At 46.3% G+C, this 15,148-nt stretch carries 10 protein-coding genes; 7 read left to right on the plus strand and 3 right to left on the minus strand.

Annotated elements, in window-relative coordinates:
• Positions 1 to 140 precede the first annotated feature (140 nt).
• From recO to RIC07_RS19610, 7 genes are all read left to right on the plus strand, one after another.
• Positions 141 to 1,010, plus strand: a complete 870-nt coding sequence (gene recO, locus RIC07_RS19580) for a DNA repair protein RecO (protein ID WP_446395983.1) — start codon at positions 141 to 143, stop codon at positions 1,008 to 1,010.
• 393 nt (positions 1,011 to 1,403) lie between these two features.
• Positions 1,404 to 2,867 (plus strand): MFS transporter, encoded by a 1,464-nt coding sequence (locus RIC07_RS19585; RefSeq protein WP_446383305.1) that lies wholly within the window; start codon positions 1,404 to 1,406, stop codon positions 2,865 to 2,867.
• A gap of 20 nt (positions 2,868 to 2,887) precedes the next feature.
• Entirely contained in the window at positions 2,888 to 4,051 is a 1,164-nt protein-coding gene (locus RIC07_RS19590; RefSeq protein ID WP_446395984.1) for a glycosyltransferase family 4 protein, read from the plus strand.
• Positions 4,052 to 4,054: 3 nt separating this feature from the next.
• A complete protein-coding gene (locus tag RIC07_RS19595; RefSeq protein WP_446395985.1) occupies positions 4,055 to 4,207 on the plus strand; it encodes a hypothetical protein in 153 nt (50 codons plus the stop codon).
• Positions 4,208 to 4,677: 470 nt separating this feature from the next.
• The gene (locus RIC07_RS19600; protein WP_446395986.1) at positions 4,678 to 6,177 is read left to right on the plus strand and encodes an efflux RND transporter periplasmic adaptor subunit; all 1,500 of its coding nucleotides are present in this window, start codon (positions 4,678 to 4,680) and stop codon (positions 6,175 to 6,177) included.
• 299 nt (positions 6,178 to 6,476) lie between these two features.
• Complete coding sequence (locus tag RIC07_RS19605; RefSeq protein WP_446395987.1) at positions 6,477 to 7,355, plus strand: Rpn family recombination-promoting nuclease/putative transposase; 879 nt, start codon at positions 6,477 to 6,479, stop codon at positions 7,353 to 7,355.
• A gap of 71 nt (positions 7,356 to 7,426) precedes the next feature.
• On the plus strand, positions 7,427 to 10,516 hold the full coding sequence (locus tag RIC07_RS19610; protein WP_446395988.1) for an efflux RND transporter permease subunit: 3,090 nt from the start codon (positions 7,427 to 7,429) through the stop codon (positions 10,514 to 10,516).
• Between the two features lie 362 nt (positions 10,517 to 10,878).
• On the opposite strand, the gene RIC07_RS19615 is transcribed toward RIC07_RS19610, so the two are convergent.
• The 3 genes from RIC07_RS19615 to recF all read right to left on the minus strand — a co-directional run bounded on the left by RIC07_RS19615 (position 10,879) and on the right by recF (position 15,128).
• Entirely contained in the window at positions 10,879 to 12,069 is a 1,191-nt protein-coding gene (locus RIC07_RS19615; protein WP_446395989.1) for a glycoside hydrolase family 10 protein, read from the minus strand.
• Positions 12,070 to 12,565: 496 nt separating this feature from the next.
• Positions 12,566 to 13,450, minus strand: coding sequence for a pentapeptide repeat-containing protein (locus RIC07_RS19620; RefSeq protein ID WP_446395990.1), 885 nt, complete (start codon positions 13,448 to 13,450; stop codon positions 12,566 to 12,568).
• Positions 13,451 to 13,979: 529 nt separating this feature from the next.
• Positions 13,980 to 15,128: a DNA replication/repair protein RecF gene (gene recF / locus RIC07_RS19625; protein ID WP_446395991.1), complete on the minus strand. Its 1,149-nt coding sequence runs from the start codon at positions 15,126 to 15,128 to the stop codon at positions 13,980 to 13,982.
• Positions 15,129 to 15,148: the final 20 nt, after the last annotated feature.

Raw genomic sequence — 15,148 nt, forward strand, 5'->3', positions numbered from 1 at the left:
ATGACAAATGACAAATGACAAATGACAAATGCCAAATGACAAATGACAAATGACAAATGACAAATGACAAATGACAAATGACAAAAGACAAATGCCAAATGACAAATGACAAATGACAACTGACAAATGACAAATGAAAAATGACTAAAACCTATAACGCCACGGGGATTAACCTGAAAAGTATGCCGCTAGGTGAAGCCGATCGCCTAGTCACGATTTTAACGCCAGAGTGGGGATTGATTCGGGTAGTGGCACCAGGTTCCCGCAAACAGAACTCGAAATTGGCGGGTAGAATGGGCTTGTTTGTGGTGAATCAGTTATTGATTTACAAAGGGCGATCGCTTGATAAAATTACTCAAGCTGAAACCTTGGAATCCTATCCAGGATTGGCGAAGGATTTAGGGAAACTAGCTGCAAGTCAGTACCTCGCGGAATTAGTCTTGTGTCATGCTCTAAGTGAGCAACCCCAAGCTGAACTGTACGCTTTGTTTAATGAGCATCTGCGGCGATTGGAACAGTTACCCCCCTTAAGCAGCAGTCCCTCCGGTACATCTCTCCTTTTGGCACACCTTTGCCAGGGGATTTTTCACCTATTGGCGTTAGCTGGGATTGCGCCGCAAGTGCAACAGTGTTGTATCTCTCAGCATCCGATTCAGCCTGATTTTACGGATCAGAATTGGCAAGTCGGGTTTAGTGTGGAGGTGGGTGGAACCTATCGTTTAGCGGTAGAGGCGTCTCAACCTCAGAGGATACTCCATCCCGTTGCTAGCCGTAGCCATGGTGTCGATCAATCCCCTCTGCCACGGTTGACCTGTAAACTGAATGCCATTGAATTAACAATAGTACAACAGCTCGCGGCGGCTGAGTTATCCCCGTCATGCCTAGACGCGATCGCGCCCCTCTGGGTAAAAGTGGAACGCATGTTACGGGATTATGCCCAGTATCACTTTGGTCGTTCCATTCGTTCAGCCACGTTAGTAGACGCCTTGGCGATGTCTGCCGAATCATAGACCCGCCATACATAATTTACCGGACACTGCGTATCTTTAGACAAGGGCGAGTCGAGACAGGTTAATTCTCACACCGCCATATTTGTGCAGCGACTCGCTCCTACAACCGCAATAATCCCGAACATCCTGCAAATCATGACAATCGATTCTCTATAAATAATTTGTGGTCTAATTTAGCATCTGTCCACAAACGAACATAGATGGTTTTTACGGCGAAAGCAATCCTCCACGAAGTCAAAAGCCCACACTCTACCTGATTAGAGATTAGCGCTGGGTAGTTCACATGCGATGATAGAGAAAGTGTAGTTTCATACAAAACCGATCAAAATACCTGGAGTGGACGATTCACCCATTGGGGTTAATCAGCCACAGCAGCCAACTGAAGAGTAAAGAATGCGATTATCTGAATCTGAATCCAAACGAGTTAACCAACATCCTGCCCAAAAAAAGTCATCGTCTGCGACTAAGCGCAATTATCGAGAACCTCACCAGCCGCCGCGTCAAGCAGAGAACGTCCCGGCGAAAACGGCTGAACCGACTGCTGAACCAGGCAAACAGGGGTTTGTACCCGTTCTGAAAAATGGTAATTTCTTAACCTTGTGGAGTGGTCAGGTTTTTTCTCAGCTTGCTGATAAAATCTATCTGGTGTTGATGATTGCCTTGATTGCTAGCCACTTTCAGCAGGCGGGAACCAGCATCAGTGGTTGGGTTTCAGCCTTGATGATTGCGTTTACGATTCCGGCTGTCCTGTTTGGTTCTCTGGCGGGGGTGTTCGTGGATCGCTGGTCAAAAAAGGCGGTACTTGTCTCGACAAATCTGCTGCGCGGTGTCTTGGTTTGGTCAGTTCCGGCGGTGTTATGGCTGACTCAGGATTGGAGTCCCATCTATAAGTTGCCCGTCGGCTTCTATGGCTTGTTGATTATCACATTCTTAGTTTCGACCTTAACCCAATTTTTTGCCCCGGCTGAACAGGCGGTTATTCCGTTGATTGTCAAGCGTCGTCATTTGCTCTCGGCGAATTCCCTTTATACCACGACGATGATGGCATCTTTGATTATTGGATTTGCCGTGGGTGATCCGTTATTAGCCTTGACCGATAAATTAGTCGCGCAGTTAGGGATTGACTGGCAATTTGGCAAGGAATTCGTCGTTGGCGGGGGGTATGCGATCGCGGGATTGTTGCTGCTAGTGCTGAAAACTGGTGAAAACACGGAACCAACCGAAGGTGAAACCCCCCACGTTTTTGCCGATATCTGGGAGGGACTGCTTTACCTCAAACGGCAACGGCGCGTCCGCAATGCCATGATTCAATTAGTGATTTTATTCTCCATTTTCGCCGCTTTAGCCGTGTTAGCGGTACGACTCGCCGAAACCCTTCCAGGGATGAAAGCCTCCCAATTTGGCTTCTTACTGGCAATGGGCGGTATTGGAATGGCTGCGGGTGCGGCGATTCTGGGACATTGGGGTCAGCATTTTACCCACAATCGCTTGAGTCTCTATGGATCAATCGGCATGTCAGCGGCGCTAGTGGGGTTATCGGTGTTTACTCATAGTCTCTGGATGGCGTTAGGAATGACCGCCCTGTTGGGGATGTGTGGGGCGATGGTAGGGATTCCCATGCAAACCACCATTCAAGCCGAAACCCCGGAAGAGATGCGAGGGAAGGTTTTTGGACTGCAAAATAATGGCGTAAATATTGCCCTGAGTCTGCCCTTAGCCTTAGCGGGTTTAGCCGAAACCTGGCTGGGTTTAGCTCCCGTCTTATTCAGTTTAGCCATAATTGCGATCGCGGGAGGGTGCTTAAACTGGTATATTTCCGGTACAGGATCAGCGATGTTAACCCACGCTGACAAATAGAGACTCACGATTCAACTTGAATGCATATCGCCTGGATCGGAAAAAAATCACCCTTTTGTGGCAATGTCACTTACGGTCGAGAAGTTACTAATGCTTTACTCGACCGGGGATACCAAGTTAGTTTTCTCCATTTTGCCCACGACGAAACCGCCGCAGATCCTCTGTGTTCGGGTTGTCAGGAGGTATCCCTCCCTTGCTTGTATAAGTCCCAAGTTTATACGATTCCCTCTCCTAAAGCGAGTAAGGTTTTAAAACAGGCTCTACAGCAACTCCGCCCGGATTTAGTCCATGCGTCTCTCACTTTGTCTCCCTTAGATTTTCTGCTTCCAGAAATCTGTGAAGACCTGAATTTACCCCTCGTTGCCACATTTCATCCCCCCTTTGATGGCAAACGCCGCAATTTTAAATCGGGAACCCAACTGGTTGCTTATCAACTCTATGCCCCGTTTCTGGCACACTATGATCGGGTGATTATCTTTTCTCAACTGCAACGGGATTTGCTGGTGCGTTTGGGAGTTCCTCGCCATAAACTCGCCGTAATTCCCAATGGAGTTGATGTGCAGAAATATGCTCCTGGCACATCGAATTTGAAAGTCCGATTTGATGCCCAACGTCTATTTGTTTATCAAGGTCGCATTGCTACAGAAAAAAATGTAGAGGCGTTACTCAAGGCGTGGAAACAGTCGGAAATGGGCGGTCGTTGTAAGCTTTTGATTGTCGGGAATGGACCTCTGGTTCCCACGTTAAGACCTTTTTATGATAGATCCGATGGGATTCTCTGGTTAGGATTTGTGGCAGATGAACAGCAGCGGATTGAGATTCTGCAAGCCGCCGATGTATTTATTTTGCCGTCGTTATTAGAAGGACTCTCCTTATCATTACTCGAAGCCATGGCTTGTGGTTTGGCTTGTGTCGCCACTGATGCGGGGGCGGATGGTGAGGTTTTAGAAGGTGGCGCGGGTATTATTCTGAATACCCATCGGGTCACGTCTCAATTGAATACGCTATTGCCCTTGTTACGAGATCATACGGAATGGACAACGCTTCTGGGTCAAAAAGCTAGAGCTAGAGTTTTAGAACGCTATACCCTGAGTGGGAATATTAGTCAATTAGAAATTTTATATAAAGAGGTGTTGAAAGGAACTCAGGCTTATGTTCCTTATCCTAGTCCCTCTTCCTTATGAGCAATGCCAATTCGGGGGAATGGGAGGGCAGAGGGAGCAGAGGGAGCTGGGGAAGCAGAGGGAGCAGGGGGAGCAGGGGAAGCTGGGGAAGCTGGGGAAGATTGTGTAGGGGCGGGTTTCACTATTATCTTTTCGGTTACACCCAGATGTAACTAAACCCGCCCCGACGTTACAAAGGACAAAAGACCTAAATCGAATGTCACTGACTTAAGCTGGGTTCGTAGTAGGCACTTTAGTGCCAGAAGCGCTTAAGCGCTTACTACAAACTCTAAAGTCAGTGGCATTCGACCTAAATCACTCTGTCGGATGAGTCTAATGGGTGATGTTGAAGTCGTTACTTCTGCCATATCTTAAAGAAAGGTTACATCTTCCCCAGCTTCCAGACGTGCCGTGGCACTGCATTGCCTCCTCATACCAAATCCGCCTTTGTACATTTATACCTTGAGTCCTGTTGCCTGTTGCCTGTTGCCTTGTCCCCACCATAAAGGGGGGTTAACCCGAAGTATCAACCAACAGCTTGGTCAAGATTGCGCTACAATGTAAAGTAGTGTTAAGTAAAGTAACCAGATATTCATCAACTTATCGTTACAAACCTAGTGACCTCGATTCGTCAAAGAGGAATAACCGTGACTCAGACAGCACCAAATCCCAAGAAAAGCCAGTTGAATAGTTCTTCTATCGCCAAGCCTGCCGAACTCAAACAGGATGTCGATGTTGTATTCTATCTCCCTGACGCTGAAGCCGACACTTATGCACAAGATGCAGGTTCCTCTCCCCAATCTGGAACCGAGAACGCCAAAAAAGGCTGGCTATCTGGTGGAAAAGGGCTGTTTTTGGGTATCGGCATTGGTGTCCTCTTAGCGTTAGGGGCGACGCGCTTAGTCTCGTCTCAACAAGCAGACGCCCCAACAGCAGAACCTCCCGTCGCCACATCATCTGCCCCTAGTCAAAGCGTAACTGTAGCCCAAGTGACATCCGAGAGTGTCAACCGCCGCTTAGACGCCACCGGAAGTGTCGCTGCTTTTGAAATGAGTCCCGTCTTGTCTCAGGCGACAGGCTTACAAATTCAACAGGTGTTAGTGGAAGAAGGACAGGTTGTCAAAGCTGGACAGTTATTAGCCCGTCTGGATGATTCGGTACTCCAGGCACAATTACGCCAAGCCCAAGCATCTGTGGCTCAAGCCGAAGCCCGCCTCGCGGAACTTCGGGCGGGTTCCCGTAGTGAAGAAATTGCCCGTGCTAAAGAATCCGTCAGCAGCGCTGAATCTGCTGTTGCAGCCGCTGAGTCAGACTTAGAATTAGCTAGAACCCGGGTCGATCGCAATAAAATACTCCAAGCTGAAGGGGCTATTGCCCGCGATCGCTTAGATGAAGTCTACAATCAAGAACGCAGCTATCGTTCCCAACTCGAACAGGCACAAGCCCGGTTACGAGAAGCCAACCAGCAACTTGCTCAACTCCAAGCTGGACCTAGGCGGGAAGTGATTACCCAAGCCGAAGCCCAACTCGCCCAGGCACAGGCGCAGGTGCAATCGACGATGGCACAACTCAACAACACCCGCATCGTTGCCCCCGTGAGTGGTAAAATAGCTGAACGGAATGCCCGTGTGGGAGATGTCACCTCTGGTTCCCAAACCCTATTCAAAATCATCGAAAATGGACGTTTAGAACTGATTGTTAACGTCCCCGAAACCCAACTTCCCCAAATTAAACCGGGACAATCGGTAACGATTACCTCAGATGCGGATAGTAGCTTGCAACTGTCGGGTAACGTTCGGGAAATTGACCCGATGATTGATGAAGCATCGCGTCAGGCGCAGGTGAAGATCGATTTACCTGCCTCAGCATCATTAAAACCGGGTATGTTTTTACGGGCGTCAATTACCACCTCAGCCGCCCAAGGGTTAACAGTACCCGCCAAAGCTATTTTGCCTCAAAGTGACGGTAATGCGATCGCCTATATCGTGCAACCCGATAATACGGTTAAAGCCCAGTCTGTAGAGGTGGGCGAACTTCTGAGTGATAATCAGGTTGAAATTAAAAGTGGGTTGTCTCCTAGCGATCGCGTTGTGGTTAAAGGTGCAGCTTATCTCAAAGATGGCGATAACGTGAATGTTGTCAACTGATTGGGTAAACAGTCCCAAACAAGTACGGGAGAACATTCTCATCCCGTAACCATCCCGTCACTCTATTTTTCTGATCGTATCGTACTGGCGTGACCCACCTAAAATGGTGAAATAGATTTGGTTCGTAGTGAGGGCTTTAGCCCTCTCCAGCTAGGCGTTAAAGCACGCTTTGTGCTTACTACAAACAAAGTCCTATTTTAACCCGGTCACGCCAGTACTGAACGTTAGACTCAATCCAAAGCGGAGTTTGGGTTATACTCAACGTAGGAGGACTAAGCTGTTTTTCCTTAACACTGATCATGAGATTTATTAGTCCCAAGACTGACTTTGCGTTTAAGAAAATTTTTGGCTCAACACGCAGTCAAAAAATCCTCATCAGCTTTCTTAACGCTATCGTTTATGAAGGCAAAAATACTATAAAATCATTAGAAATAATCGCTCCCTATAATCCGGGGAGTACCAGCACGCTTAAAGATACTTATCTCGATGTTAGGGCAGTTTTAGATAATGGCTCTACAGTAATTATTGAAATGCAAGTCTTAAACGTTGAAGCATTCGAGAAACGAGTGATTTACAATATTGCCAAGGCTTATGCAAACCAATTAGATATGGGAGAACAGTATACAAGATTACAACCATTTATTGCTTTGAGTATTGCTGATTTTTTGCTGTTTAAAAATAGCTCACAAATGATTAATCGGTTTCGACTCAAGGAAGAAAAACAGCTATTTAACTATCGAGACGAGTTAACATTAATTTTATTAGAATTGCCAAAATTCAATAAAGAACTATCAGAATTAGAAACCCTTAGCGATAAATGGATTTATTTTCTCAAAGCTGCCCCCAGTTTAGAGAGGGTTCCCGAATCCCTAGGGGCAGTGCCGGAAATAGAAGAAGCGTTAACTATTGCCAGTCGTGCTAATTTAAGTAATCAAGAATTAGAGGAGTTGCACAAGCAGGAAGTATTTATCGGAGATAGGAAGGGTGAGATTGCTCTTGCAAAAATTGAGCAGAATTTAAAATTTATTTCCCTGGTCATTGAACAGAAATTCGGAGCAGTTAATCCAGAAGTAATGACTACTATAGAGAAATTGTCGTTGTCAGAATTAGACCGTTTGGTTGAGACGATTTTAACGTTTAAAGCTATGGAAGACTTGGAATGTTGGTTATATAATTAATTGCAATCATAACAATTACACTCACCTTAAACTTGATGGCGCTAAAGCGCAACTACATACAAACGAAGTTTATGTCTTTTAATCTATCCGCTTGGTCAATTAAAAAACCTGTTCCGACGATTGTCTTATTCCTAATTTTGGGCATCTTTGGTTTGGTGTCCTTTTTTCGCTTAGGAATTGACAGTAATCCGAATATCGATATTCCCGCCGTGATGGTAACAGTTACCCAACCCGGTGCGGGACCTACGGAATTAGAAACTCAAGTCACTAAGAAAATAGAAGATTCGGTGGCGGGGTTGGGAAATATTGATGAACTAACCTCCACGGTGACGGAAGGGAGTTCCACCACTACCGTTAGTTTTGTCCTGGGAACGGATAGCGATCGCGCGACGAATGATGTGCGGAATGCGGTTGCCCAAATTCGTCAGGATTTGCCCCAAGATGTGAATGAACCGATTGTTAAGCGTCTGGAGTTTGCTGGCGGTTCGATTATGACGTATGCGGTGGCGTCTGAGACGCGATCGGTTGAACAATTAAGCGATTTAGTCGATCGCACGATTAGCCGCGCCCTGCTGAATGTACCTGGCGTGGCGCAAATTGACCGTTTGGGGGGTGTGGATCGGGAGATTCGGGTTGATCTTGATCCGAGTCGTTTGCAAGCTTATGGGATTACCGCCACCCAAGTTAATGATCAAATTCGGAATTTGAATATTGACTTACCCGGAGGGCGGGGAAATGTCGGCGGAAGTGAGCAAAATATTCGGACGCTGGGAAGTGCAGAAACGGTTGAGGAATTACGCAGTTATCGGATTGTTCTGCCCAATGGTGCGACGGTTCCCTTGTCCAGTTTAGGGGAAGTAGAGGATAGTTTTGCTGAACAGCGACAGGCGGCGTCTTTGAATGGGGAATCCGTGGTTGCTTTTTCGGTGCGGCGGAGTACGGGGAGTACGTTAGTCACCGTGGAAGAAGGGGTACGTGAAGCTGTTTCAGAATTGGAAAAAACCCTCCCCGATGATGTAACTCTGGCACTCATTTTTACCCGTGCCGATGCGATTCGGGATTCCTATCAAGCCACAATTGATGCCTTAATTTTAGCCTGTATTTTAACAGTGATTGCCGTCGGTTTGTTTTTGCGGGATTGGCGAGTCACACTGATTACGGCTACAGCGTTACCCCTATCGATTATTCCTACATTTGGGGTGATGAAAATCTTGGGGTATACCTTAAACGGGATGACGTTATTGGCGTTAGCTTTAGCCGTGGGTAACTTAGTCGATGATGCGATTTGTATGATTGAAAACATCGACCAGCACTTAGATATGGGCAAAAAGCCCTTTAACGCTGCATTGGATGCTTCACGGGAAATTGGGTTAGCGGTGGTGGCGACAACTGCCACGATTGTGGCGGTGTTTCTTCCGGTGGCATTTATGGGGGGTGTACCGGGTCAGTTTTTCCAACCGTTTGGCGTTACTGTTGCTGTTTCCACGATGTTTTCTACATTGGTGGCTTGTACGATGACGCCGATGTTGAGTGCTTATTTGCTGAAATCGAAAGGGAATAGGCAACAGGCAACCCTTCAACTTCGTTCAGGGCAGGCAGGCAACAGGCAACAGGGGCAAAAACGAATTCACCCTTACCGCAATCTACTCACTTGGGCATTACGTCATCGAATTACAACTTTATTAATTGCGGTTGCTTTCTTTATCGGTAGTTTACAACTGGTGCCGTTAATTCCCAAGGGGTTATTTGATAGCGGGGATACGGGGTTGAGTACAGTTATGGTTGAACTTCCTCCTGGATCAACCTTGAGTGAAACTGAAGCGATTATGCAACAACTCAACCAATCGTTGCAAGAAAATCCGGCGGTTGAAAAAGTTTTTACTACGGCGGATAAGATCAATTCGGGTACAGTCTACGCCAACCTGCTACCTAAAGATGAACGGGAGGTTTCCCAGCAGGAATTTGAACAACAAATGCGCCAGGTGTTTCAAACCATTCCGGGGGCGCGGATTAGTTTCCAAAGTCAAGGTGCAGGGGGAGGAGGTAAGGATTTATCGATTGTTCTCAAGAGTGAAAATGCCCCAGCGCTGACGCAAACAGCGGAAACCTTGGAGAAACAAATGCGCGATATTCCGGGATTGGTGGAAGTGACATCCAGTACCAGTTTAGTTAAGCCGGAAATTGTGATTCAGCCTGATCCAGAACGGGCAGCGGATTTGGGCGTTTCTGTAGGCGCGATCGCACGCACGGCATCGTTAGCGTTAATTGGCGATAATGAGTCGAATCTGGCGAAGTTTGATTTAGCGGATCGGCAAATTCCGATTCGGGTACAACTTGATCCAGAAACTCGCGCCGATATTAGTACGCTGAAAAATTTACAGGTTCCCAGTCAAACCGGGAATTTGGTTCCGATTAGTGCGGTGGCGGATATCCGTTTGGGAAGTGGTCCAGCGCAAATTGACCGTTTTGATCGCAATCGTCAGGTATCGGTGGAAGCGAATTTAGAAGGAATTTCTCTGGGGGATGCGTTAGAAACGGTTAAAGCATTGCCCGCGATGAATCCCCTCCCGCCAGAGGTATCCGAGGAACCGGCTGGTGATGCCAAGATTATGCAGGATATTTTTACCCGGTTTGCTACCGCATTAGGGGCGGCGATTCTCTCGATTTATGCGATTCTGGTGTTGCTGTATAGCAATTTCTTGTATCCCTTTGGGATTTTAGTCGCCCTACCGTTATCCATTGGTGGGGCGTTACTGGGGTTGTTAGTGACGCAGAAAGAGTTAGGCTTGTTTGCCCTAATTGGCATTGTTTTGCTGATGGGATTGGTGACTAAAAACGCGATTTTATTAGTAGACTTTGCTTTAGCTGGGATAAAAGAAGGAAAACCCCAGTTTAAGGCAGTTGTTGAGGCGGGAGTGTCTCGGTTACGCCCAATTCTGATGACATCGGTGTCTACAATTGCGGGAATGATGCCCATTGCCTTAGAATTAGGGGCGGATGGCGAGGTACGCAGTCCGATGGCGATCGCGGTAATTGGTGGGTTTACGACTTCAACTTTGTTAACCTTGGTGGTGGTTCCCGTGTTATTTACTTATGTGGATAACTTATATCGCTGGATTCGGGGATTATTTGGGGGAAAGAAAAAGCCGGTTCAGTTATAACTAGGGGCTGCTGAATAAGTGTTGTGGTGAGGGGGAGCTGGGGAAGCTGGGGAAGCTGGGGGAGCTGGGGAAGCTGGGGAAGCTGGGGGAGCTGGGGAAGCTGGGGAAGCTGGGGAAGCTGGGGGAGCAAGGGTATATTTTTCCTGAGCCAGGTGATGCCATACATTTGAAGGATGCTACCCGATTTCCGTGAATCAAACCCTCTGTCAATAAAACTCACAGTATTGATGGGCTTTGCGGTTTTGGCTTTGTGCAGCAAGCCCTAACTAGGGGCTGCTGAATAAGTGTTGTGATGGGAATAGGCAATAGGGAATGGGCAATAGGCAATGGGCAATGGGCAATGGTTTCAACCACCTGTTGAGTCAGGATTCTTCTGCGATCGCGGGATAGGGAAATAATTCGCGAAATCCCTGCCTTCGCTGTTGCGGAGACTCTGGAGTCAAATAACTCCACAGGGTTTCCCAATAAAAAAAGGATACACCATCAAAGGCGCGATCGCGAACGGCTTCAACTTGGGCTTGAATTTGTTCAAAGGGAATCGGATCACCTAAGGTTCCTGTTAAAATGCCAATACTTACCGGAATAGTTCGCCGCGCCATGCGTACTGCGGGTTGATTAAGTTCCGCCGTAAAACGACTCAACTCATCCCGATAAACCTGTAACACTAATTCATCCACCCAACCCCGTTGTACCCAGGTTTGCCAGTCTTGGAGATAATGTTGATAAGCAAAGGCTTGGGGATTGGGTGAAAGCGAGATGATACAATCCGGTTTAATTGATTTAACCGTCTGGACAATCTCTCCCATAAACTCGCTAATCTTATTCGCCCGCCAGCGCATCCATTCACTATTTAACGGCGAATTCGGGGGAGGATTCCCATAATGTTCTTGCTGATAACGCTCAATGGTATAGGGATCATAACCCAATTCCACAGGCATCCCAAAGTGATCATCCAACTGAATTCCATCCACATCATATTGGCTGACTACTTCCTTAATTAGATCCAGGATAAGCTGTTGTACCTCTGGATGCAACGGATTCAGCCATAAGAGTTGGGGATTCTCCGGATCAAATTTTTGAGTTAAACTCTGAGTTATCCAGGTGGGATGACGCCGCGCTAATTCAGAATAAATCGGTGTCATAAATCCATACTCAAACCAAGGAATTATCCGTAACCCTTGGCGATGTCCCTGCTGTACAATTTCTTCTAAAACATCTCCATTGAGGCGCATAATTGCTAGCAAAGGTTCTTGTGTCGCCACCGCACTCGGATAAAACGTATGTCCCCGATTCCAAACCACCGGATACACCGTGTTAAAGTTCAGTTTAGACAATTGCGCGATCGCTCGGTTAATTCCCCACGGCGAAAATAATACACCACTGGCGACATTTGTCAACCAAACGCCTCTAATTTCTGTAATTTTTGTTGGCGTTTGAGAACGCGCCAAAGATGGGGAAAATACAATCGATTTAGCAACCAGTAGGACAATACTGAATACCAGCCCTAATGCTAGAAAAACCCTGAATCTACGTTGACGTTTGTCATTCGTCATTTGTCATTCGTCATTCGTCATTCGTCATTTGTCATTTGTCATTTGTCATTTGTCATTTGTCATTCGTCATTCGTCATTTGTCATTTGTCATTCGTCATTTGTCATTTGTCATTTGTCATTTGTCATTTGTCATTTGTCATTCGTCATTTGTCATTTGTCATTTGTCATTTGTCATTTGTCATTTGTCATTTGTCATTTTATGGGCTTTTGTGTTTCTCTAATATTTTCCCTACACCCTACACCCCATACCCCACACCCCATACCCTACACCCCATACCCCACACCCCATACCCTACACCCCATACCCTACACCCCATACCCCACACCCCATACCCCATACCCCACACCCCACACCCCACACCCCACACCCCACACCCTGCCTCCCCTTGATAAGGGGAGGGTTAGGGTGGGGTCAGATCAAGGTATTGCTTTCTTTTTGAAGCTCAAGTTGACATCAATGAAGGCTTGCGCCCGATTCTATAGGCATTAATTTTCGTCAAACAGCCGTTGAGTAAACAAATTGGTTATTAGCTTGAAATCCAACGCCTTGGTTACTAGCTGGAAATCCTCCCCCTTTACTCCCCTGCATCTCGTTAATATCTAAACCATAGAGTTTTGCACCTTCCAAATTGGCATCCAGCAACTCAGCTTTTCTGAGAATTGCCCAGGTTAGATTCGCATTCTCCAGATTCGCATTCTCCAAATTAGCGCCCGTCAAATCTGCGCCTTGGAGATTCGCCCAATCCAGTTTAGCGGATTCTAAATTCGCGGCAATCAAACTTGCCCCTTCTAAATTCGCCCGACTTAATCTCGCGCCACTGAAATTAACCCCTTCTAAATCAGCGCCCGCTAAATCTAAATCTTTTAACCAGGCGTAGCTGAGATTGACAAAACTCAGTGCTGACCCATAAACCCTAGCACCAATCAACCGTGCTTCCGATAAATTTGCCCATTTAAAATTCACGCCCGTTAAATTTGCATCCCGCAAATTCGCCCGTTCTAACTGCGCTCCGCAAAGATTTGCACCCCATAAGTTAGCCCGTCGGAGGTTTATACCATTCAATATTGCCCCACTGAGTTTAGCACCCGTGAGCTTTGATTTGACCATAAAAGCACCATTGATATTGGCTTTAGTCAAATCAGCATCAACAAGTTTGGCATCGCTCATTTTAACGTAATTAAGATTCGTCCAATTCATCTGAGCGCCACTCAAATCAGATTTGAGTAAAAATGCTCTGGTCAAATCAGCACCTCTGAGATTCGCCCCTGTTAGGTTAACTCCGATTAACATAACTCCCCTGAGGTTAGCCCCACTGAGGTCAATCCCGGTGAATTCTCGATTTCCTTGTTCGTACAGTTTGAGAAGTTGTCTAACGTTCATAGCTACAACGTCCACTAAGTATTTATGATTTGGGCAAAGTTGAATGATTGATAATTTTAATGGAATTCTCTTTCTACTTTAATCCTGATAGTTAATGAATAAACATTCTTTGAAAAAATTTACGTTTATGCCCAAAGTCCTTAAACTGTAGTATAATCCATCCTTTATCTCTGATCCTATTCCTAGAAACCGGGTTTCTCGTCAGGATAACAACGCAATATCAACCTTTCACCCAAAGAAACCGGATTTCTTGACCGATGTCCTAGGACATCGCCAAAATGTTCCTGTCTGACTTTACTAATAAAGATTATACTGCTATACGATTGCCATTTCGCCCAAATCGCCGCCTTCTTTATCAAGCTTAAAGAAATTGTTTAGTAATATTAATTTCAACCCTGTCCGCCTAATAATTCAGATTACACTGCCATACTTGTCATACACCCTATACCATTTAAATTGGCAAGTAATGGGCTGATATAGTGATGATTAGAAAAAACTAAATAATTGTATGACAAATGACGACTGATTTTTAAGCCAGGGTGTGAATTTGACCCGCTTGAACAGAAAGAATTTGGGAGGAGTTCAACCACTGAGAATCAAATGCACCTAAGTGAGTGGTTGTAATCAGGGTTTGAAACCGATCTTGAATCGCATCCAAAAGCTGATTTTGGCGGTTAGGATCAAGTTCTGCCAAAACATCATCTAGTAATAACAGGGGCGGTTCACCCACAACTTCTTCTATTAGTTTTAACTCTGCCAATTTTAGTGCCAAAACCAACGTCCGTTGTTGTCCTTGAGAACCATAGGAACGGGCAGGGGTTTGGTTAATTGTAAATTCCACATCATCTCGGTGTGGACCAACCAGAGTTATTCCCTGACGCTGTTCAGGAAAACGACGATGATGGAGTTTATCTAAAAATGCCTGTTGAACACCTTCTGGGTCATCCTTCTCTAGGTTGACATTTGGCGCGTAGGTCACTTCCAGTAACTCTGTTTTACCACTAATACTACTATGCCAAGATTGAGCAAGTGGTGCTAATCGTTGCAACACTCTAGCACGACGCCGAGTCACACGCGACCCAGCCGTTGCCAGTTGTGCATCCCAAAGCGCCAGTTCTGCCTGGGGCTGCTTTGATATTACCCCCTCTGGTGTCCTCTCTTCTTCCTGCTTCCGGATGGTTTTGAGCAAGGCATTGCGCTGGCGCAGGACTTGATTATACTGCTGCAAAATATAAGCATAAATCGGTTCAAGTTGGGTGAGAATAGAATCCAACCAATTCCGGCGTCGTTCCGGACTTCCACGAACTAAATCCAAATCCAGACTGGAAAACTGTACCGCATTCAAAATCCCCAAAAAATCAAGCTGGCGACGTAAGGATTCGCGATTTAAAGCAACAGTCCGGCGTCCCTGACTGCGAAGGGTTAAGCCCAGTTCAATGGAACCATACGCCCGTTCCAGGATAGCCTGAATCTGACCCATCGAGGCATCCTCCAACACCATTTCGCGATCGCGCCCTGAACGATGACTCTTCAGCGTCGAGAGTAATTCTACCGCTTCTAGCAGATTGGACTTTCCCTGAGCATTATTTCCCACCAAAATCGTTTTCGGTGCTTCAAAATTAACCAAACAATCCTTGTAATTCCGAAACTGGCGCAACTTTAAGCGTTTTAAGTACATTGGTCATGGTTGACTGGTGA

The organism is Coleofasciculus sp. E1-EBD-02 (genome assembly GCF_040218245.1).
Classification (GTDB): domain Bacteria; phylum Cyanobacteriota; class Cyanobacteriia; order Cyanobacteriales; family Coleofasciculaceae; genus Coleofasciculus.

Excerpts from the sequence above, each read along its gene's own strand:
- recO (WP_446395983.1), top strand. The coding sequence starts at position 141 with ATGACTAAAACCTATAACGCCACGGGGATTAACCTGAAAAGTATGCCG.
- RIC07_RS19585 (WP_446383305.1), top strand. The coding sequence starts at position 1,404 with ATGCGATTATCTGAATCTGAATCCAAACGAGTTAACCAACATCCTGCC.
- RIC07_RS19590 (WP_446395984.1), top strand. The coding sequence starts at position 2,888 with ATGCATATCGCCTGGATCGGAAAAAAATCACCCTTTTGTGGCAATGTC.
- RIC07_RS19595 (WP_446395985.1), top strand. The coding sequence starts at position 4,055 with ATGCCAATTCGGGGGAATGGGAGGGCAGAGGGAGCAGAGGGAGCTGGG.
- RIC07_RS19605 (WP_446395987.1), top strand. The coding sequence starts at position 6,477 with ATGAGATTTATTAGTCCCAAGACTGACTTTGCGTTTAAGAAAATTTTT.
- RIC07_RS19610 (WP_446395988.1), top strand. The coding sequence starts at position 7,427 with ATGTCTTTTAATCTATCCGCTTGGTCAATTAAAAAACCTGTTCCGACG.
- RIC07_RS19615 (WP_446395989.1), bottom strand. The coding sequence starts at position 12,069 with ATGACGAATGACAAACGTCAACGTAGATTCAGGGTTTTTCTAGCATTA.
- RIC07_RS19620 (WP_446395990.1), bottom strand. The coding sequence starts at position 13,450 with ATGAACGTTAGACAACTTCTCAAACTGTACGAACAAGGAAATCGAGAA.
- recF (WP_446395991.1), bottom strand. The coding sequence starts at position 15,128 with ATGTACTTAAAACGCTTAAAGTTGCGCCAGTTTCGGAATTACAAGGAT.